Annotated in this window: 16 protein-coding genes and 1 rRNA gene; 9 read left to right on the top strand and 8 right to left on the bottom strand. The window is 42.0% G+C overall.

Annotated elements, in window-relative coordinates; translation table 11 throughout:
- Together BN3283_RS14155 and BN3283_RS14150 are read right to left on the bottom strand one after the other, a co-directional pair.
- Positions 1-125, bottom strand: a 16S ribosomal RNA gene (locus BN3283_RS14155); the annotation flags it as partial.
- A gap of 884 nt (positions 126-1,009) precedes the next feature.
- Positions 1,010-1,870 (bottom strand): TIGR01777 family oxidoreductase, encoded by an 861-nt coding sequence (locus BN3283_RS14150; RefSeq protein ID WP_059027149.1) that lies wholly within the window; start codon positions 1,868-1,870, stop codon positions 1,010-1,012.
- 248 nt (positions 1,871-2,118) lie between these two features.
- Here BN3283_RS14150 and BN3283_RS14145 point away from each other — a divergent pair, with 248 nt between their 5' ends.
- Together BN3283_RS14145 and BN3283_RS14140 are read left to right on the top strand one after the other, a co-directional pair.
- Positions 2,119-2,907, top strand: a complete 789-nt coding sequence (locus BN3283_RS14145; protein ID WP_059027147.1) for a 4Fe-4S binding protein — start codon at positions 2,119-2,121, stop codon at positions 2,905-2,907.
- Positions 2,908-3,081: 174 nt separating this feature from the next.
- The gene (locus BN3283_RS14140; RefSeq protein ID WP_059027144.1) at positions 3,082-3,948 is read left to right on the top strand and encodes a NigD1/NigD2 family lipoprotein; all 867 of its coding nucleotides are present in this window, start codon (positions 3,082-3,084) and stop codon (positions 3,946-3,948) included.
- A gap of 91 nt (positions 3,949-4,039) precedes the next feature.
- Here BN3283_RS14140 and BN3283_RS14135 read toward each other — a convergent pair whose 3' ends face one another.
- From BN3283_RS14135 to BN3283_RS14120, 4 genes are all read right to left on the bottom strand, one after another.
- Positions 4,040-4,654 carry a cytidylate kinase-like family protein gene (locus tag BN3283_RS14135; protein ID WP_059027143.1) on the bottom strand — a complete coding sequence of 205 codons (615 nt, stop codon included), beginning with the start codon at positions 4,652-4,654 and terminating at the stop codon, positions 4,040-4,042.
- 127 nt (positions 4,655-4,781) lie between these two features.
- The gene (locus BN3283_RS14130) at positions 4,782-6,134 is read right to left on the bottom strand and encodes an MATE family efflux transporter (protein ID WP_041503563.1); all 1,353 of its coding nucleotides are present in this window, start codon (positions 6,132-6,134) and stop codon (positions 4,782-4,784) included.
- 90 nt (positions 6,135-6,224) lie between these two features.
- Positions 6,225-8,072 (bottom strand): (E)-4-hydroxy-3-methylbut-2-enyl-diphosphate synthase, encoded by a 1,848-nt coding sequence (gene ispG / locus BN3283_RS14125; RefSeq protein ID WP_059027141.1) that lies wholly within the window; start codon positions 8,070-8,072, stop codon positions 6,225-6,227.
- 20 nt (positions 8,073-8,092) lie between these two features.
- Positions 8,093-9,994, bottom strand: a complete 1,902-nt coding sequence (locus tag BN3283_RS14120) for an AMP-dependent synthetase/ligase (protein ID WP_059027139.1) — start codon at positions 9,992-9,994, stop codon at positions 8,093-8,095.
- Between the two features lie 180 nt (positions 9,995-10,174).
- Between BN3283_RS14120 and BN3283_RS14115 the strand changes: the two genes are divergently transcribed.
- Positions 10,175-10,522 carry a hypothetical protein gene (locus BN3283_RS14115; RefSeq protein WP_041503560.1) on the top strand — a complete coding sequence of 116 codons (348 nt, stop codon included), beginning with the start codon at positions 10,175-10,177 and terminating at the stop codon, positions 10,520-10,522.
- Between the two features lie 64 nt (positions 10,523-10,586).
- On the opposite strand, the gene BN3283_RS14110 is transcribed toward BN3283_RS14115, so the two are convergent.
- Both BN3283_RS14110 and BN3283_RS14105 read right to left on the bottom strand, forming a co-directional pair.
- The gene (locus BN3283_RS14110; RefSeq protein ID WP_041503559.1) at positions 10,587-11,981 is read right to left on the bottom strand and encodes an MFS transporter; all 1,395 of its coding nucleotides are present in this window, start codon (positions 11,979-11,981) and stop codon (positions 10,587-10,589) included.
- Between the two features lie 108 nt (positions 11,982-12,089).
- Positions 12,090-13,406, bottom strand: coding sequence for an MATE family efflux transporter (locus BN3283_RS14105; protein ID WP_041503558.1), 1,317 nt, complete (start codon positions 13,404-13,406; stop codon positions 12,090-12,092).
- Between the two features lie 238 nt (positions 13,407-13,644).
- On the opposite strand from BN3283_RS14105, the gene BN3283_RS14100 reads away from it, so the two are divergent.
- From BN3283_RS14100 to typA, 6 genes are all read left to right on the top strand, one after another.
- Positions 13,645-14,454 (top strand): M48 family metallopeptidase, encoded by an 810-nt coding sequence (locus BN3283_RS14100; protein ID WP_041503557.1) that lies wholly within the window; start codon positions 13,645-13,647, stop codon positions 14,452-14,454.
- Between the two features lie 113 nt (positions 14,455-14,567).
- The gene (gene cysS / locus BN3283_RS14095) at positions 14,568-16,037 is read left to right on the top strand and encodes a cysteine--tRNA ligase (protein WP_041503571.1); all 1,470 of its coding nucleotides are present in this window, start codon (positions 14,568-14,570) and stop codon (positions 16,035-16,037) included.
- Positions 16,038-16,090: 53 nt separating this feature from the next.
- Positions 16,091-17,215, top strand: a complete 1,125-nt coding sequence (locus BN3283_RS14090) for a glutaminyl-peptide cyclotransferase (RefSeq protein ID WP_052634627.1) — start codon at positions 16,091-16,093, stop codon at positions 17,213-17,215.
- Positions 17,216-17,281: 66 nt separating this feature from the next.
- Entirely contained in the window at positions 17,282-17,950 is a 669-nt protein-coding gene (gene ung, locus BN3283_RS14085) for a uracil-DNA glycosylase (protein ID WP_059027136.1), read from the top strand.
- A gap of 232 nt (positions 17,951-18,182) precedes the next feature.
- Positions 18,183-19,181, top strand: coding sequence for a class II fructose-bisphosphate aldolase (locus BN3283_RS14080; protein WP_041503555.1), 999 nt, complete (start codon positions 18,183-18,185; stop codon positions 19,179-19,181).
- A 127-nt stretch (positions 19,182-19,308) separates the two neighbouring features.
- A complete protein-coding gene (typA, locus tag BN3283_RS14075) occupies positions 19,309-21,126 on the top strand; it encodes a translational GTPase TypA (RefSeq protein WP_041504635.1) in 1,818 nt (605 codons plus the stop codon).
- Positions 21,127-21,266: the final 140 nt, after the last annotated feature.

The following is a 21,266-nucleotide window of genomic DNA, read 5'->3' as shown; positions in this document are numbered from 1 at the left end:
ACACGTGTTACGCACCCGTGCGCCGGTCGCCGGCAGAGTGTTGCCACTCCCCGCTGCCCCTCGACTTGCATGTGTTAAGCCTGTCGCTAGCGTTCATCCTGAGCCAGGATCAAACTCTTCATGATAAAAAATCTTTACTTTTTTTGTTCTTCCTGTCCCGGTTTAATTCACGGCCGTCTCTCGACGGCTCGCGCTCGCTTGTTCGTCTTTTTCACTTCAATATATTCAAGAACTCGTCTCTCTATCTACCGGCTTCCCCCTTTTTTAACGGCGAAAGCGGACGCAAAGATAACACCATTTATTCTTACCTTCCAAATCTTTTTCACTATTTTTTTCGAACTTTTTTTCAACCCCCTCGTTCTACACCTCCAGGCCCGTTTCATCTCGCTACCCCTCCGGAAAGCGGGTGCAAAGATAAAGCAACTTTATCCCCTTTTCCAAATTTTTTATCACATTTTTTACAGGAAAAATTTTAACAGGCAATTATCACGCTGAACCTGAAAGAATTAAAAAATGTTTTTTTTCCCGGAAAACTACCGACAACGAAAAGAAAAGACTCGACGACACTGCGAGAACGAAAATGAAAAGATGAAAAGATGAAAAGATTAGAAGAAGAGATTGGGAGATTAAAAAGATTGATGATTGTAGATTGACGATTGCAAATTCAAAAACAGCGTTCAATCTACAATCTAAAATCTACAATTTACAATAAACGGACGGATTAAAAGATTTGAATCACTAAATCTCTAAATGTTTTTTTCCCCGGAAAACTAACGACAACGAAAAGAAAAGACTCGACAACACTGCGAGAACGAAAATGAAAAGATGAAAAGATTAGAAGAAGAGATTGGGAGATTAAAAAGATTGATGATTGTAGATTGACGATTGCAAATTCAAAAACAGCGTTCAATCTACAATCTAAAATCTACAATTTACAATAAACGGACGGATTAAAAGATTTGAATCACTAAATCTCAAAATCATTGAATCACTAAATCATTGAATCATTCTAATCGTCAATTAAAACATCTGACAAGATCGATTTTAAATCGGGGTATTGCATTCGATAGCCGGAATGTAACGTTCGAAAGGGGATCACATTAGCAGAGCGAGTCAATACCAAAGCAGATTCTCCCAACAGCATCAGTAATACTTTCTCAGGAACTTTTATTGTTATTTTTATTCTAATATGTTCTTCCAAGGCTTTGGTAAACTCTAAATAACTAAGTGAATTTGGAATAACCATATTGTAAATCCCTTCAATATCTCTGTTTTCTATGGCGTACCGGATAAAACCGGCAATATCCTTAACATGCACCACCGGAAAAGCTTGCTTCCCGCTTCCCATGATCAAGAATAAATGAAATCGAAAGGATGGTTTGAGTTGTTTCAAAACTCCCCCATTTTTCCCCAGCACGATTCCGAATCTCAAAATAACCTTACGCACATCCTCCAAATACGCTACTTCTTTTTCCCAACCCTTTACAACTTCTGCCAAAAAACCGGAATCATAAGTTGTAGCATTTTCATCGCTTACGCTCCCATCCTTATATATACCCACGGCCGAAGCATTGATGAAAACCTGAGGTTTTCGCTGAAGCGCATTGACGGCCCTCACCAGGTTTCGAGTCGCCAATACCCTGGAACGCATAATCTCTTCCTTCCCGCGAGCTGTCCAACGGCCCATAATACTTTTACCGGCAAGATTAACAATCACGTCAGCATCTTCGATATATTCCTTCAATGCCATCCCTCCCTCAAACAACACGTTTCTCGGAATCGCATTGACCTTATATCCATATTTTTCAAAAATACCTCGTATGGTTTCCCCGATAAAACCATGTATCCCCGTAATATAAATATTTTTCATAACACTCTGCATTTTGTACCATTACCCATCTATATATTCTACGGAAAAATACAGCATAAGCTACTCGTTTCGACTATTATTTTAGGAATTACCTTCTATTTTGAATTTATCCATATACCGGCTTCGGCAATTTCTATTTCAGAAATTCACGCCATTGCTCCGATACAAAATAAAAATCTCATTTTCGCCGGACATTAATCTTTGTTTTTTATATTTATCTTTACCGCAAATAATTAATCTGCAACAAAATGAAATTCAATACCATTCAATTGATCTATTTTTCACCAACTCACACTTCTCGGGAAGTGGCAAGGGCCATCGCAAAAGGAATTCAACTTCCCATCGGAAAAGAGATCGACTTGACGCCTGCGTCAAACGCAACATCAATCGAAGCTGAGAATACATTAACAATCATAGCTGTTCCAACTTACGCGGGTCGAGTTGCGCAAACGGCATTGGATCGATTAAAAATCATTAAAGCCCATCAATCGCCAGCCATTATCGCCGTTTTGTATGGTAATAGAGATTACGAAGATGCCTTAATCGAATTAAGAGATACGGTAAACGAACTCGGTTTTATTCCCATTAGTGGAGGAACCTTCATCGGAGAACATTCTTACAGTACCTCCACAATGCCAACCGCTCCCGGACGGCCCGACCCATCCGATTTGCAAATAGCAAAAACATTAGGGAGAAAAAGCGTGGAACAATTGCATATCTATGGTTCAGCCAGCGATATCCCTTTATTGGAGGTGAAAGGAAATATTCCTTACAAAGAAAAGAAACCTAAAACTCCAGCCTCACCGAAAACCATAAAAGATTTATGTACCCGATGTGGATTTTGCGTCGAAATATGCCCTGTCGAAGCCATTCAACTGAAAGACGAAATCATAAGCAACGATGAAACTTGTATTAAATGTTGTGCCTGTGTAAAACAATGCCCCAGCCAAGCCAGAATATTCAATACTCCTTTTACGGAATTTCTTTTCAGGAACTTCCACGACCGAAAAGAACCGGAAATCTTCATGGCTGAATAACAACCCATAGGAACGGGGTAATGTACCGACGATCGATTAAGAGATTCAATTCAATCATTGGATCTCTTAGTCCTTCAATCTCCCGATCTCGTTAATTAAAAATTACAATCGAATTGACGCAACCTTTTTTAAAGTAGTGCATCATATAGATGAACTTTATAATTAAAAACAGCTATGGAAAATAAAACATGGAAATTGGCGTTAATTTGCTTTTTAGCCGTCTTCTTCTTTACGTCATGCGATGACGATGATGAATATTACTACGTTGGGAACGGAAATTCGTGGATAAGCTATGGTAATCTTGAAAAAGTCGATAATTCCCAATCCAAATACGTTATCCGCCGGGATGACGGAAATAAACTGATTCTCTCCGAAGGAGTACGTCTCAATGGCGATGAAGTAAAAGAAGGTCTACGGGTTGTTGCCAATTACTCCATTATCGGGAGTGAAAGGGAGGAAACAAGCCTAAATGGCAAAATGATTTATTACATCCGTTTATACGATATTGACGATGTACTTTGTAAAGTCCCCGTAAAAGAATCCTTCATTAAAGAAAATGAAGCCGTCCGAAACGACAGCATCGGTAACGATCCCATTAATATCACGGAAGCATGGTTCGGCGGAAAATACTTGAATGTCGAATTCAAAATTCCGGTAAAGAAAGGCTCCTCTGAAAAACACTTCATCAATCTGGTTCAAAACGATATGGGATTACACAACGACTCCGTATATATCACTTTACGCCATAATGCATACGGAGAAAAACCCGATGCCCAAAACACAGATTCATATGTTTGGAGCTACGGCAGAGTATCTTTTGACCTAACTTCCATTGTGCCAGAAGGTTACAATAAAGTTCCGGTAAAATTAATTTGGACCGAATATAAAAAGAATATCCCCGAAACCGTTACCAAAAGCGACAGCGGAACATTCTCGTTGTCCGGAAAAGAGACAAATCCTCGGGCCAAGTCAGGCCTAAAACAAAAAGAGAATCATCAAGCAAGTCCGAACGAAACCCGAATCTCTTGTGAACTCAAATAAACAATCCAATTTAAAGGGGGCCTATCCAAAGCCCCCTTAAACTTATAACATTCGTAAAACCATACTTTTCTAAAATCCCGTATTCATTACATCAACAAGAGATCATTTCTTTTACAAATTCCTGTATAAAATCTACGCTACGATCAATTCCCAAAAGAGAAGAGTCGATAGATAAATGATAGGAAGAAGCTACTCCCCACTCTTTATCCGTGTAATAGTTATAATATCCCGGACGAGTTTTATCCATTCTACGAATAAGCTCCGAAGCATCATGCTCGGATATGTTTTCCCGCCGCATCACGGTTTTTATCCGTTCATCCAACGGTGCATGAATAAAAATATTCACACAATTTTTCTTCTCCCGCAGAATATAATCCGCACAACGTCCTACAATAACACAAGATTTCTCTTCCGCCAATTTACGGATAACATCCGACTGAATTTGAAATAGTTTTTCATTGGAAAGAAAATCGTTATATTGAAATCCGCCGAAAGTAAAGCCCGCGGCAAAAGCATGCAATAAACTACCGGAATTCTGTTCATCCGCCTTCTCAAAAAATTCTTTACACAATCCGCTTTCCTGAGAAGCTAACGTGATTAACTCCTTATCATAAAAAGCAATTCCCAATTTTTCGGATAATTTTTGTCCGATTTGCTTACCGCAACTGCCGAATTGCCTACCGATTGTAACAACACAATTTTCCATAACACTTTATTTAGGATTAGTTATACATACAAAATTACTTATTTTTTCTTTCCTATAAGGTGCCGGAGCCTATTTTAAATCAAAATATTCGCGAGAGCCCATAGCCTAAAACAACAAAACATCGCAATCAAAGCAAATTCGAAATTTTTAGCCGTTTCAATTGCCAATGCAACATACATCCCGTCACGACAGAAGCAATAACATCGGCTGTCGGCATACTGGCCCAAACTCCCGTCGTACCCCAAAAATGAGGAAATATCAAAAGAGCGGGAATCAAAAATAACAATTGGCGCGTCAAAGAAAGGAAAATAGCTTTTTTAGCCATCCCGATGGACTGAAAAAAGCTGGAAGTAACCATCTGAAAACCGACCAAAGGAAATGCAGCAAGCACAATCCTCAACCCGCTCGAAGCAATTTCAACCAACTCGGCATGTACGGTAAAAAGATAAATAATAGGCCGAGGAAAAATCTGACCTATCAAAAAACCGGAAGTCGTTACACTGATACCGCAAATCAGGGTATATTTCAACACCCGAATCAAGCGATCAAATTGTCGAGCTCCAAAATTATATCCGGCAATGGGTTGCATCCCCTGGTTGAACCCCATCACAATCATAATAAACAAAAAAACCACTCTATTTACGATACCATACGCTCCTATCGCCATATCCCCTCCATGTACTTTCAAACTTTTATTAATCAATATGACAACCAAGCAAGCACATAAATTCATTAAAAAAGGAGATAAACCGATAGCAAGCATCCCTCCCACTATGCTTCTTTTTAAACCGAAAATACCTTTTTGAAAATGAAGAAAACTTTTCGGATTAAAGAAATGCATCAACTCCCAACTCAAGGCCAAGACCTGAGCAAGGACGGTAGCATAAGCAGCTCCGCGTATTCCCCAATCCAACACGAAAATAAAAAGGGCATCCAACACGCAATTTACCAGCACCGCCATCAATGTTGCCGCCATTGCCTTTTGAGGATAACCGGAAGCCCTCAATACCTCATTCAATCCTAAATATACATGCGTTACCAAATTTCCGGCCAAAATAACTTGCATATAATCTTCCGCATAAGGTAATGTTTCGGGACTCGCCCCGAAAAAAAGAAGTACCGGTTTTAAAAAAATCAGCATCAGCACCATAAACAACGCTCCAATGATTATATTCAAAACGATAACATTCCCCAATACATGCGTTGCACTCTCTTTATCCTTTTGTCCCAATTTTATGGCCACCAAAGTAGATGCGCCGACACCTACAAGCGAACCGAAAGCTGCCGCTAAATTCATCAGAGGAAATGTCACCGCCAATCCGGCAATAGCCAACGGGCCGACCCCGTGGCCGATGAAAATACTATCGACCATATTATATAAAGAGGAGGCCGTCATTGCAATAATGGCGGGAATAGCATAACGAAGAAGTAATTTTCCGATTTTCTCCGTACCTAAAATCAAAGGTGTATTTTGTGACATAAGATCTATTTAGCTGGTGAATAAAAACGGCCGCAAAGATAGACGAATTATAACATGTCGATCACCACAAAATCAAAAAAGTTCCTTCGTTTACTCCCAATCTCCATTATCCATGATCACCTGTTTTAATGCTTCGAGAGCTTCGCTCTCGGGAACGGCAATCCGAACGACTTCTTTTCCCCGGTAAAGATTCACTTTCCCGTTTCCAGCCCCCACGTAACCGTAATCGGCATCACCCATCTCTCCCGGGCCATTTACAATACAGCCCATCACGGCAATTTTCAATTTACTCAAATGAGCAAAGGCTTTTTTCACCTTAGCAACCGATTCCTCTAAATTATACAACGTACGTCCACATCCCGGACAACTAATAAACTCTGTTTTATAGCGCCTAACTCCGGCTGACTGAAGAATATTCCGACTAATGGATAGGGCGTCAAAAGGGTTACCCGCCTGAGGATAACTAATCCATAGACCGTATCCCTGACGATCTATAAATAATCCTCCGACATGAGCGGCAACTCGCAGATTCAAATCATCTATTTCTTCTCCCGAAGCGACCGCCCGGATAATTACCCGGTTTTTGATGTTCAATTCAGCCAATCGTTCCAAAAGATGGCGATAGTTGGAATAAAGCACTTCCGTCGGTGTCAATACCAAAATAGCCTCTTCTTCTCTTTGCAATTTCACGGCCAATTCCTGATTTATCTCCTCCACACCCCGTATCTCTACGAATACGCCATTACCTTCCGGTTCCTCCTTCAAGGTTAAAAACTCCCTCACCCCAATCAAGGCAACTGCATTCCGGTTATACACGTGAGCGACATCAATGTTCTCATAGGGGACAAGGATCTTCACACTCTCCGGTAATTTGGTTAATTCCGGTCCCAAAGCTTCCGTGTAAATAATCTCCGGAGCCTGTTTTCCTGCTTTCAGCAAATCACCGTAAACCGGATCATTGACCGCGGCAACGTGAAAATCCAATCCTGCCGTAATTCGCTCGTCGATACAATCCACATGAGAAATATCCGCCACGATCAAAGGTTTAACAAAATGAGATTTCCAAACGGGAAATTCCGAACGATATTCAGGAGTACAAATCCGTACCAGCCGTTGAGCTATCGGGATCTCTTTTTGCGGAGCCTCCGTTAAAGAAACCCGAATCGTATCTCCGATCCCTTCATTCAACAGAGTTCCTATCCCCACAGCCGAACGAATTCGCCCGTCCTCCCCCTCCCCGGCTTCTGTCACTCCCAAATGCAACGGATAATCCATCCCCTCTTTCTCCATCTCCCTGACTAACAGACGAACGGCTTCCACCATTACCCGACAATCGCTGGATTTCAAAGAGATCACCACATCATTAAATTCTTCTTCCCGACATACTCGAAGATATTCCATCGTCGCCTCTACCATTCCTTCAGGAGTATCTCCATACCGACTCATAATCCGATCGGATAAAGAACCATGATTCGTACCGATACGTACCGCCGTATGATATTCCCGGCACACGTTCAAAAAAAGAGTGAATTTCGCCCGCAAACGCTCCAACTCCTCCGTATACTCTTCTTCCGTATATTCCAAATGTTCAAACGTAGCCCGTTTATCCACAAAATTCCCCGGATTTATCCTCACTTTCTCGACATAACGAGCCGCAATCATAGCAGCTACCGGATTAAAATGAATATCTGCCGAAAGAGGTTCCCGATATCCTTTTTCCCGTAAAGCAATATGTATATTTTTCAAATTTTCTGCCTCTCTTCTTCCCGGAGCCGTAATTCTTACTAACTCTCCCCCTGCCTCAATAATTCGGACAGCCTGTTCCACACAAGCGAAAGTATCCATCGTACTCGTGTTTAGCATGGACTGTACAAGAACCGGATACTCCGACCCAATAAACGTATTTCCAATTTTAACCTGTCTCGTTCTCCTACGCATAATAATTATATTTCAATCGATTATGACATTATTCGTTTTAAATTCTGAAGGTTGCGCTTATTCGTAATAGCTTTCCCCTCCGGAGTGTAAAGGTAATCAATTTCCGCTTTAAAATGCTCGATCACGTTACGTCTCACGACCTTCATGGTAGAGTTCATCAAACCGTTTTGTTCTCCAATAGTTTCAGGAAGTATTCCGGTAACCGCTGGAAGCCAACGTTCCGGAAACAAATTGGCCCATTTTCCTCCCTTTCTGAAAGCTATCAACTCCTCTTCCAGCTTCAAGGCCATGGAGCGATAGGCATCCATGGTATTCGGTTCTACCTCCTGCTGCATAATATACTCCTCCAATGCTGTTTTATTCGGTACAATCAGCCCGACCGTGTATGGAGATTGATTATTGTATAAAATACAACATTCGATATAGCGGGAGTGTTCCACGATTGCCTCTTCAATCCCCTCAGGACTGTATTTTTCCCCATCGTTAGCTATCAACAAGGATTTGTACCGGCCTAAAACATAAAGCCACCCCTCTCTCCCAAGATAACCGATGTCACCGGTACGCAACCATCCGTCTATGATATATTCTTTTGTATTTTCTTCATTCCGCCAATAGCCCAGCATCACGTTGCCTCCCTTAATCCATACCTCTCCCTGTTCTCCAACCGGAAGAACCTTTCCCTCCTCGTCACATATTTTCAACTCCAATGGCTTCACGACCATACCGGAAGAACCGAAACGATACCGTTCCGGCGTATTGGAGCTGATAACAGGCGAGGCTTCCGTCAATCCGTACCCTTGTAACATAGGAATCCCCAAGGCTGCATAATAACGTTGTAGTTCGATATCCAACAAAGCCCCTCCCCCGACAAAGAATTGCAAATTTCCACCGAAACTCCGACGAATTTTAGAGAAAATAAACCCATCCGCCATTTTAACCCAAGGCCACCAAAATGCCTTTCCACCTTTTCCCCTATCATCTCCCAGACCATTATAACGATATGCAGCTTTCAGCCCCCATCGGTATAACTTCCATATAAAGCGTCCTTTCGCCCGTATACCGGCCTCTATATTTTTTCTGAAGTTTTTCGCTAATGCCGGCACACTAAGCAAGACATGAGGTTTTATTTCCAAAAGATTCACCGGAATATTCCTTAAATATTCCATAGGAGAATTTCCAAAATCTACCGAAGCCAACGAAGCTCCGTTATACATAAAAGAGTAGATGCCTACCGTATGAGCGAAACTATGATCCCAAGGCAGAAACAAAAGCACCTTATAAGACGATGGAATCTGTATCAGCGAATCAGCCTGTAACACGTTCGTCACATAATTCCCATGCGACAACATAATCCCTTTAGGGTCTGTCGTTGTTCCCGAAGTATAAGAGATATTTACCAGATCATCTGCCCGAACAGACCGAATCCGATCGTTCAAGACGTGAGAATTAGATGCTAACCACAACTTGCCTTCAGACAAAAGAGACTCGAAAGAGAGAGTACGCTCCTCTTCTCCCTCATAATCGAATACAATGATCTTCTCTACTTGGAGCAAACGGGAGCTCATTTCACGTATCCGACGGAAATAATAAGAAGAAACGATTAAAAAACGAACTCCCGAATGTTCTATCCGAAATAAGATTTCATCACTTGTCAATTTGATACTTAAAGGTACATTTACCCCTCCCGCGTACAATACCCCCAGTTCAGCATACACCCAACGATTACATCCTTCACTCAAAAGAGCTGCCCGGTCTCCCTTATTCATCCCCAAAGAGAGTAAAGCTCCGGCAAAATCTATTACTTTCTCTCTAACCTCCCGATAAGACGTGGATATATATTTTCCATCTCTCTTCTCCCACAAATAAGGACTTTCGGAAAATTTCTCGCAACTCCGTTCAAATAACGCTATGATTGTATCCATACCTCTTTACAAAACCTCCTTACTAAAACTACAAAAATAGATATTTTACAAATCTAATAAAGAAATTCCAATTCCCTACGGCAACTCCCGGATAATAACTTTTTTCCAATCTCCTACTTATCAGGATGTAACCTGAATTTCTTTTCTCACGTAATCTTTACACAAACATAAAAGAATAACATGACCCGATTTTTAATCTTAACTATTACCGTAGTCTGTATAGGTATTACTATCGCCTGGAACAATAAAGCACATGGCGTTCTGCATCAAAATACCCCGATGAAAAACATAGAATTGAAATTCATCATCCAAGAATCTTCGGAGGTTCCCCTCCATCATGATATCATCATCTATGACGGTGATCCTTCCCGTAACGGACATGTATTGACAAAGGGCAAGGCAACAACAAAGAAGCCTTTTGTTACCTCCATAAGGGTTTCAGCTCAAAAACACGAATTATTTTCCGTTAGTCGTATCCCTTTCCATTCCAAACAAATCACCCGTACTGTAAAACAAACCAAACCTTAAATGAAAAGGTGTTTCTCCTCGTATTTAGGAAAAACACCTTTTCATTCCGATATATACTACGTAGTTATTCGTTACCCATCTCCTGTTTCCGGGCATCTATGTAACGTACCACTTTTCCGTAAATGATCAAAGCGATAGCCGAAACCAAAGCAATTCCGGCAAAATAATACCAGATATAATGAGCATTTGAAGCTGCCGCCGCCCACTCCGCCTCGCTACTAAACAAAGCATGGTCCGGACAATATTTACTCAACAGGAATCCGGACAATCCGAAACCGAAAATAGAAGAGAGAAACGAATGCAAATGGCTAAATCCGAGATAAAGCCCTTCCTCTCCTTTAGGAGCCTGTAAAGAAAAATACTCCAGAAAACGGGGAGAAATAAATACTTCAGCTAATCCCTGGAACACGATACCCACGATCATCATAAAAGCGACCGGATGCATTCCAACAATCTCACTATTGCTCAACATATTACCCGAAGCCATACATAAAGCCGATACCGGCATAATAAACATGCCTACCGTCATAGAAAATAATGCCGATTTTTTCCGCATCAATTGCGTAATCAAACTCACCGTCAACACAACCACCAACGGATTCACGTTAGCATACCACCCGATAGCACTTCCTTCCCCGGCCAACCGGATCACGTATTTGGGCATCGTCGCGTATAACTGATGTTGCACCATCCAGAATCCCGTAATGATTAAAATTAAAATAAGCAGACGGGCGTTCGTACAGACTTTCATCAAAGCGACCCATATCTGCCGGAAAGATTTTCCTTCTCCCGCATGTTTATCGCTTTTATACATAAAATAAATAGCTATTAAAGCTAAAAATGTCATGGAGGCAGAGAAATAATTCAAGACGATCATCCCCTCATGTCCCATAGAATCTCTTAACGGCGTCACCAATACCTTGCCGGAAAAAGCCCCGATATTTACCATCCCGTAAAAAATAGCAAAACCTTTCGCTCGGGTACTCTCGTCCGTCTCCTTGGCCACGGTACCGGAAATAACACTTTTAATAAAAGATCCGCCGACAACGATCAAAGCCATAATCGGCAAGATACCGTAACGATAGTTACTATCCTGCAATCCGTTAAAACGAGTTTCGTATCCGTATTCCACCAATCCGGTAGAAGCCAAAAAAGTCGGAAATACCCCTAATCCCAAATACCCTAACGTCAATAACAAAAAAGCCAGTAACATGGACTTACGAAATCCTATTTTGTCGGCAAGAGCTCCCGAGAAAGTAGGCAAGAAATACAAACAAGCGGAAAATATTCCCGCGATAGTAGCAGCCTGAATATCTGAAAAACCCAATACATTACTCAAATACAGGGTGATTACGACAAAAACACCGTAATACGCCGCTCTCTCTAATAATTCGACCGTGTTGGCAACCCAAAACGCTTTACTGAACTTCACTTTTTTCTTTTCTGTTGTCACACTCATACATTTAATTTTTACTAATTTTCATCCAACCGTGCAAAAATAACATTTTTACAATACACGACAATACCCGAAACCGATAGATCAAAATGATCCGGAAACACTCGAAAATTATTTACAACCTATTTTTTGTAAATATTGCAGTGTAAAAATCTTACGACTCCAAAGCGTTTGCATGATTCCCCGCAAAGAAAGATAGACCAGAAAAGCCAGCCAAAGCATATGATTATCGGTACTCCCGGAAAAAGTATAAAAAATGAAGAAAAAAGCGAATGAAGCTATCAACATAGCCCCAAGCATCTGTTTCGTTGCAGTGGCACCTATAAGTATTCCATCCCATAAGAAAGCGGAAAATCCGGCTAACGGAATAGCCAAAACCCAATAAAAATAAGTAGCCGAAGCCTGTATGACCTCCGTATCATCCGTCAATATACTTAAAAAATTTTTCCCTCCTACTGCGTATAAAAGAGTAAAAAACAAAGATAGTCCGACTCCCCAAGCGAACAGATTACGGACAGCATGTTTCAATTGCTTTAAATTACAAGCACCCACGTAACGGCCTGCTAAAGCTTCCCCGGCATAAGCAAAACCGTCCATAATATAAGAAAACAGTGTAAAAAGCTGCATCAACAGAGTATTAACCGCCAATATCACGTCCCCCTGACGGGCCCCCGTGGAAGTAAAAAAAGTAGTTACGGCAATCAAACAGAATGTACGCAAAAAAATATCCCGGTTCACCGCGAAAAAACGCTGCATAGCCGTTAAATATAAACTTTCCCGCAAAACAACCCTTACCCGCAAATAGCCGTATTTCTTCACCCATAAAACTACCGCCATGGCCAAGCCGCCATATTCGGCCACCACGGTTCCCAAGGCAACTCCTTCCACCTTCATCTTAAATCCAAAAACGAAACAAAGGCTGCACAGAATATTAACCGTATTCACCGCAATAGCAATATACATGGGGAAACGGGAATTTTGCATTCCGATAAACCACCCCTTAAAACCATACAAAGTCAAAACAGCCGGAGCTCCCCAGATGCAAACCCGAAAATAGGCTACGGCATACCGTTCTACCTCATCGCTGGTATCCAACAGGTGAAAAGCCAAACGCTCGATCGGGTATTGCAACAACAATAAGGCGATTGCAGAGACCAACCCGACACAAACCGCCTGTACCAAAACCCTCGTTTCCGCCGAAGCGTCTTTCCGTCCATAAGCCTGCGAAGTCAACCCGCTCGTACCCATTCGCAAAAAACCGAAATTCCAGTATAAAATATTAAACAGCAATCCTCCTACCGCAATCGCCCCGATATAAGCAGTCGCACCCAAATGCCCCACGATAGCCACATCGACTAAACCCAATAACGGGACCGTTATATTAGATATAATCGACGGAACGGCCAATTGAAGAATTCTCCGATTCATTACCTTTTATTTTAACACAAAAATAAGAGTATTTCCCTCAAAATAATTCAATAAAAGAAAATCTTGTTTCTATTATCTATCTATTACCTTTTACCCCAATAAAAATAGATTGTTAACGGGATGCTGTCCAACGGGCAAAAAGTAACTCATTTTTTCCGAAAGATTCTCTATTGAAAAACATTGCATTTTTCAGGTACGTATTATATTTTAGCATTCGAAATAAAAAAGAAATCAAACGATGAAAAAGAAATTTACCCGTATTACCCTATTAGGCTCTTTCCTTCTATTGATGTACCAGTGTGCCACCGTACCCATCACGGGACGTCATCAACTTATTTTATTTCCGGAAGACCAGATGGTACAAACCAGCCTGACTTCTTACAGCAGTTTTATTAAAGAGAATAAATTATCGAGCGACGATTCGGCCAAAAACCGGATTCGGAAAGTAGGGGCCCGCATATCCAAAGCCGTGGAACAATACCTGAGAGAGCACGGTTTAGAATCCGAAATTCAAAATTTCCAATGGGAATTTAATTTGGTAGTCAGCAATGAACCCAACGCCTGGTGCATGCCCGGAGGAAAAGTGGTATTCTATGAAGGGATTTTGCCCTACTGCCAAAACGAAGCGGGCATCGCTGTCGTTATGGGACACGAAATCGCTCATGCCGTAGCCCATCACAGCAACGAACGAATGAGTCAACAAGCATTGGTTCAATACGGTAGTACTGCCGCAAGCGAATTACTCGGCCAATCCCAGGGGGCAGCAAGAAAAGCGTTACTGGAACAGGTAATCGGAATCGGAGCCAACGTCGGCATCATCTTGCCTTTTTCACGTAAACACGAATCGGAAGCCGATCATTTGGGACTGATCTTTATGACAATGGCCGGTTACGATCCCAATGAAGCCACGGCCTTTTGGTCACGAATGGCAGCAGCAGGGGGAGGCAAACAAGCCGAATTCTTATCCACCCACCCGGCAGACGAAAAACGGATCGCTCAATTAAAAGCCCTGATCCCGGAAGCCTTGAAGTATAAGCCGCAGGAGTAAAACGCCTATCCCAGGCTCTTCTCTTCCCCTGTTTTTAAACTTTATAAAAATAGAGAAGTTGTTTTTTATTTTTTTCTTACTTTTGTTATCCGAAACAAATGACTAAAAATACCATGGAAAATAAACTGACGATATACAATACATTAGACCGGAAAAAGGAGCTGTTCGAACCTCTTAACCCTCCATTTGTCGGATTGTACGTATGCGGTCCTACCGTGTACGGGGATGCTCATTTGGGACATGCCCGTCCGGCTATCACGTTCGATTTGCTTTTCAGATACCTGAAATACCTGGGTTATAAGGTAAGATACATCCGGAATATCACTGATGTAGGTCATTTAGTCAACGACGCGGACGAAGGAGAGGACAAAATCGGCAAAAAAGCGAAATTGGAACAACTGGAACCGATGGAAATCGTCCAATTGTATACCAACCGTTATCATAAAAACATGGAAGATCTGAATACACTTCCTCCCAGTATAGAACCTCACGCTTCGGGACACATCATAGAACAACAGGAGTTAATCAAAAAGATTATCGATAACGGTTTCGCTTATGAAAGTAACGGCAATATCTATTTCGATGTAGAGCACTACAACCGGAAATTCCATTACGGAAAACTTTCCGGCCGAAAAATAGAAGAGTTATTTTCCAATACACGCCAGTTAGACGGCCAAGGAGAAAAAAGAAACCCGTTGGATTTCGCTCTCTGGAAAAAAGCCTCCCCGGAACACATCATGCGGTGGCCTTCCCCCTGGGGAACAGGATTCCCGGGCTGGCATTTAGAATGTTCTTGTATGAGTCAAAAATACCTGGGAGAAACGTTTGATATCCACGGGGGAGGGTTGGATTTACAATTTCCTCATCACGAATGCGAAATCGCCCAAAGTGCGGCCGCGTACGGACACGACGCCGTAAGGTACTGGATGCATAATAATATGGTAACCATCAACGGACAAAAAATGGGGAAATCGTTAGGTAACTTTATCACCTTGGATCAACTTTTCTCGGGAGAAAATGACGTATTGGAGCAAGCCTACTCCCCCATGACGGTTCGATTCTTTATTCTCCAAGCCCATTATCGCAGCCCGCTCGATTTCTCAAACGAAGCATTAAAAGCAGCCCAAAAAGGTTACGAACGTCTTATGTCCGCCGTCAACCAATTGAATAAACTGAAGCCGTCAATAGAGAATACGGTAGATGTGGACTCCTTGATAAATGAATGTTTCGAAGCGCTAAACGATGATTTGAATACTCCTATTCTAATCTCCCATCTATTCGACGGTGTACGGATCATCAATTCGATCAGCGCAGGCCATGAAAAAATAAACACCGAAAATTTAGATAAATTGAAAAAACTATACCAGGACATCGTAATTGATATTCTGGGATTAAAAAGCGAGGAGGATTCCGGGGCAAGCAACCAAGCTTTAGACAAAGTAATCGAGGCGATGATGAACGTGCGGAAAGTAGCACGCCAAAATAAAGACTGGGCCACTTCCGATCAGATTCGTGACGAATTAAAAAATGCAGGAATCCTTATTAAGGATACAAAAGACGGATACGAATGGAGCCTCGAATAAGGAGGCTTCTTTTACCCTCTTCACAGGAGGAAGATAATTATAATTAAAAATCAATGACATACATATTCTACGCATTATTATTTACATTGGTGTTCATCTCGTGTAAAACGGAGACAAAGCCTAAAAACAAAAACGCAACGTCGGTTTCGGCAAATGCGAAACCATCACCGGAAAATACGACGAGATACGTCAAGAGCATCCAGATTATCTATCCTCAAAAAAACGACACGTGTGTATTCGGAGAGAAAATCAAAATAAATTTCGCTTACGACAAGCGATATAAAATCGATTCTTCTCATATCCTGTACAATAACTCAAGGATCACCACATTAGACAGTAATACCCGGGAGTATATCTTCAAAATCCCGGAAGGGAAATGCGGAACCCAAACGATAAAAGTCATGGCTTTCCATCCTAACCAGAGACAGGGGATTGCTACCATGCCGATCGTCATTAAACCAAACAAAGCTCCTGTATCTCTCGATTACCAACTTATAAACACCTTCCCTCACGACAACCGCGCCTACACCCAAGGTCTTGTATTTCACGACAATTTCATGTACGAAGGAACCGGACAATACGGAGCCTCCTCTTTACGAAAAACAGATCTTCAAAACAATAAAATACTATCCGTCCTTCACCTTGACAGGTCCTATTTCGGAGAAGGTATAACCATCTATAAAGACAAAATTTATCAAATTACCTGGAAATCACACAAAGGATTTGTTTACGACCTGAATACTTTCACGCTGGAAACCACGTTCGATTACCAAACTCAAGGTTGGGGCATTACCACAATGGACGACAAACTGATCATGAGTGACGGAACTCATGTCCTCTATCACCTCGATCCGGAAACTTTCAATATATTGAAAAGAGTAGAGGTTTTCGACCATAACGGTCCCGTCCTGAATCTAAACGAACTGGAGTTCATAAACGGCATGATCTGGGCCAACGTTTGGCTAACCGATCGAATCGCCGTTATCGATCCGCAAACAGGGGTCGTCAAACAAGAATTGCATCTGCCCGACTTATTAACAAAGGAGGAGAGCGGCAAGTTAGATGAAAATGATGACGTACTGAACGGTATTGCCTACAATGCCCAAAAAGGGACCCTATATGTTACCGGTAAACGCTGGCCTAAACTTTTTGAACTAAAGATAAAGCCTGTCAAATAATGACTTTTCAAAATCACCCAATCGTAAATCATTAAATCTTTAATTATAATCTAAATTCTACCTACCATGCCTGACGTTAAAATAGAAGAATCCTGGAAAGACCTTTTAAAGGAAGAATTTGAAAAACCTTATTTTTCAGAGCTCATTCAATTTGTGAAAGAAGAGTATAAGCATAACCGAATATTCCCCCCGGGAAAACTTATTTTTAACGCTTTTGACCATTGTCCCGTTGAAAACACGAAAGTCGTCATTTTGGGACAAGATCCCTACCACGGGCCGGGACAGGCTCACGGCCTTTGTTTTTCCGTACCGGAAGGAATAGAACAACCACCATCTTTACAAAACATTTTTAAAGAGATCAACAACGATTTGGGATCAGCCATACCTTCTTCCGGAAATTTGGAACGCTGGTCCGATCAGGGGGTTCTACTCCTGAACGCTACCTTGACTGTAAGGGCTCATCAGGCCGGCTCCCACCAGAATAAAGGCTGGGAAGAGTTCACGGATGCCGTTATCAAACTATTAGCCGAAAAAAAGGAGCACCTCGTTTTCATGCTATGGGGTTCCTATGCCCAGCGCAAAGGAGCTTTCATCGATACGCAACGCCATTTGGTATTAAAATCCGTTCATCCTTCTCCCTTATCGGCCAATCGGGGCGGATGGTTTGGAAATCACCACTTCAGTCAAGCCAATACCTATTTAAAAGCACATGGTTTAGAAGAGATCGAATGGTGAAACAAGATAGCGCATGGGACAACCTAATCGTACACCTGGCATTCTAACAAGATTGCAAACAGGGGTGCGTCGCGATATCGGGTATGAATTTCAATTCCCATCTTCAATCCTTGTATTTCCGGACAACATGAAATTAACAGGTTACGCAAACGTTTGAAATTTTTTCCGGTTTTTCTTGGAAAACTCTGTTTTTAATCCTTAACTTTGGTGCAGATTATAAAAAATATCAGCTATGGTTAATTACAAAGACTTAGGACTGGTTAACACCAGAGAGATGTTCAAGAAAGCAATGGAAGGCAAATACGCCATCCCGGCTTTCAATTTCAACAATATGGAACAGATGCAAGCCATCATCGGAGCTTGCGTAGAAACCAAATCACCGGTAATCTTACAAGTCTCCAGCGGAGCTCGAAAATATGCCAATCAAACCATTTTGCGTTACATGGCACAAGGGGCTGTCGAATATGCAAAAGAATTGGGATGCAATATACCTATTGCCCTTCATTTAGATCATGGTGACACCTTTGAATTATGTAAATCTTGTATTGAAATGGGCTTTTCTTCTGTCATGATTGACGGTTCGGCCCTCCCGTACGAAGAAAATATCGCTCTAACGAAGAAAGTGGTAGACTATGCTCACCAATTCGACGTAACCGTTGAGGGAGAATTAGGAGTTTTAGCCGGAATCGAAGACGACGTGAAAGCAGCTGAACACGTCTATACCAGTCCTGCACAGGTAGAAGATTTCGTGAAAAGAACAGGGGTGGATTCATTGGCTATCTCTATCGGAACTTCCCACGGAGCCAACAAATTCAAACCGGAACAATGTACCCGAAATGCAGAGGGAATTTTGATTCCGCCTCCTTTACGCTTTGATATCCTCGAGGAGATAGAAAAAAGGATCCCGGGATTCCCGATCGTACTTCACGGCTCTTCTTCAGTTCCTCAAGACAAGGTTGCCATTATCAACAAATACGGGGGAGCCGTAAAAGATGCCGTAGGTATTCCGGAAGAACAATTACGTAAAGCAGCGACATCAGCCGTCTGCAAAATCAACATCGATTCCGACGGACGTTTGGCAATGACAGCCGCTATTCGTGAAGTATTTGCCCAGAAACCGGCAGAATTCGATCCGCGTAAATACCTCGGGCCGGCACGCGAATCATTAAAGGAATTATATAAACACAAAACAATTAACGTGTTAGGAAGCGCAAACCGCGTTGATTGCTGATTCTATCGCGTCATAAAAAAGGGACTCCGAAGTCCCTTTTTTATATTTTTTATATCCAACTGATTCACTTTCCAATAAAATGCATTACCTTTGCGCCCTATTTGGAACAATACCATAAAGGAGCAAAATGCAGAAAATTAGAAACATTGCGATTATCGCACATGTCGATCACGGGAAAACGACACTGGTCGACAAAATGATTTACCAAGGAAATTTATTCAGAGAAACAGAAAACAAAGGCGATCTATTGCTCGATAATAATGATCTGGAAAGAGAACGAGGAATTACCATATTGGCTAAAAACGTATCCGTTCATTACAAAGACTATAAGATCAATATCATTGACACACCGGGACATGCCGATTTCGGTGGAGAGGTCGAACGCGTTCTGAATATGGCCGACGGTGTTCTCCTATTGGTAGATGCCTTCGAGGGAACTATGCCTCAAACCCGTTTCGTTCTTCAAAAAGCTCTTGCTTTAGGTAAAAAACCCATCGTGGTAGTTAATAAAGTAGACAAGACCAATTGCAGACCGGATTTTGTTTATGAACAGGTATTTGATCTTATGTTCTCTTTGGACGCTACCGAAGAGCAACTCGATTTCACCGTTGTTTACGGTAGTGCCAAACAAGGTTGGATGTCAACGGATTGGCATAAGCCGACAACTGATATTACCCCGTTATTAGACGCTATTATCAAAGATATTCCCGCTCCTAAAATACAGGAAGGAACTCCACAAATGTTAATTACCTCCCTGGAATACTCCTCTTACGTGGGACGTATTGCCATCGGGAAACTAACCCGCGGCAAGCTAAAATCCGGAATGGCCGTAACGTTATGTAAGCGGGACGGAGAAACGATGGTAAAATCCAGAATCAAAGATTTAATGATATTCGAGGGGATGGGTAAACAAAAAGTGGAAGAAGTAGAGTGCGGCGAGATCTGCGCGTTAGTGGGAATCGAAGGATTTGAGATCGGCGATACGATTGCGGATTTCGAGAATCCGGAGGCTCTCGCTCCCATTGCAATCGACGAGCCGACCATGAGTATGCTATTTACCATCAACGACTCTCCCTTCTTCGGAAGAGACGGTAAATACGTAACTTCCCGCCATATCAAGGAACGTTTGGACCGGGAACTGGAAAAGAATCTTGCTTTACGGGTACAACCCGGATTAACAGCCGATTCATTTGTCGTATTCGGACGGGGTGTATTACACCTGAGCGTTCTTATCGAGACCATGCGCCGGGAGGGTTACGAGTTACAAGTAGGACAACCCAAAGTAATCATAAAAGAGATCAACGGCGTCAAATGCGAACCCGTCGAAGAGTTAACGATCGATTTACCGGAGGAACTTTCAGGAAAAGCGATTGAAATGGTTAACCGTCGAAAAGGTACCATGACCAACATGGAACACCGGAATGAACGGGTTCACCTTACATTCGATATCCCCTCAAGAGGAATCATCGGTCTAAGAAGCAATTTACTGACAGCGACGGCCGGAGAAGCCGTTATGGCCCACCGCCTGAAAGGCTTCGAACCTTATATGGGAGAGATCGAAATGCGTACCAACGGCTCCCTTATCGCCATGGAAGCCGGAGATACTTTCGCTTACGCAATCAATAAATTGCAAGACCGCGGACGTTTCTTCATCGATCCGGGTGAAGAAGTATATGCCGGACAAGTTATCGGCGAAAGTACCCGTCAGGACGATATCGTTATCAATGTCTGCAAATCCAAGAAACTGACCAATATGCGAGCCAGTGGCTCCGATGATAAAGTAAACATCGCCCCTGCCGTAAAATTTAGTTTGGAAGAAGCTCTTGAATATATTCAGGAAGACGAATACGTGGAGGTTACGCCCAAGTCTATGCGCCTTCGCAAAATCATCCTTGACGAGACAGAACGAAAAAGAAAAAATAAAGCTGCCGCTACCGCAGAATAATTTAATCTTTGTAAGATATAAACAACGCTGATCAAAATGAAATTGATCAGCGTTGTTTTTTATCACTCATACAATCAAGAACAGACACTCTATTTAAAAAATATTATTACTTTTAATCCTTCAAAATATAGACTATATAG

This window comes from Gabonibacter massiliensis (genome assembly GCA_001487125.1).
Lineage (GTDB): Bacteria > Bacteroidota > Bacteroidia > Bacteroidales > Marinifilaceae > Gabonibacter > Gabonibacter massiliensis.
Note: the sequence above shows the minus strand (reverse complement) of the source record. Positions and strands in the feature narration are given on the sequence as shown.

Coding starts and splice junctions, on each gene's coding strand:
- BN3283_RS14115 (WP_041503560.1), top strand. CDS start 10,175: ATGACCCGATTTTTAATCTTAACTATTACCGTAGTCTGTATAGGTATT.
- BN3283_RS14135 (WP_059027143.1), bottom strand. CDS start 4,654: ATGGAAAATTGTGTTGTTACAATCGGTAGGCAATTCGGCAGTTGCGGT.
- BN3283_RS14130 (WP_041503563.1), bottom strand. CDS start 6,134: ATGTCACAAAATACACCTTTGATTTTAGGTACGGAGAAAATCGGAAAA.
- BN3283_RS14090 (WP_052634627.1), top strand. CDS start 16,091: ATGACATACATATTCTACGCATTATTATTTACATTGGTGTTCATCTCG.
- BN3283_RS14110 (WP_041503559.1), bottom strand. CDS start 11,981: ATGAGTGTGACAACAGAAAAGAAAAAAGTGAAGTTCAGTAAAGCGTTT.
- BN3283_RS14145 (WP_059027147.1), top strand. CDS start 2,119: ATGAAATTCAATACCATTCAATTGATCTATTTTTCACCAACTCACACT.
- BN3283_RS14120 (WP_059027139.1), bottom strand. CDS start 9,994: ATGGATACAATCATAGCGTTATTTGAACGGAGTTGCGAGAAATTTTCC.
- BN3283_RS14140 (WP_059027144.1), top strand. CDS start 3,082: ATGGAAAATAAAACATGGAAATTGGCGTTAATTTGCTTTTTAGCCGTC.
- BN3283_RS14105 (WP_041503558.1), bottom strand. CDS start 13,406: ATGAATCGGAGAATTCTTCAATTGGCCGTTCCGTCGATTATATCTAAT.
- BN3283_RS14150 (WP_059027149.1), bottom strand. CDS start 1,870: ATGAAAAATATTTATATTACGGGGATACATGGTTTTATCGGGGAAACC.
- ispG (WP_059027141.1), bottom strand. CDS start 8,072: ATGCGTAGGAGAACGAGACAGGTTAAAATTGGAAATACGTTTATTGGG.
- BN3283_RS14100 (WP_041503557.1), top strand. CDS start 13,645: ATGAAAAAGAAATTTACCCGTATTACCCTATTAGGCTCTTTCCTTCTA.
- BN3283_RS14080 (WP_041503555.1), top strand. CDS start 18,183: ATGGTTAATTACAAAGACTTAGGACTGGTTAACACCAGAGAGATGTTC.
- typA (WP_041504635.1), top strand. CDS start 19,309: ATGCAGAAAATTAGAAACATTGCGATTATCGCACATGTCGATCACGGG.
- ung (WP_059027136.1), top strand. CDS start 17,282: ATGCCTGACGTTAAAATAGAAGAATCCTGGAAAGACCTTTTAAAGGAA.
- cysS (WP_041503571.1), top strand. CDS start 14,568: ATGGAAAATAAACTGACGATATACAATACATTAGACCGGAAAAAGGAG.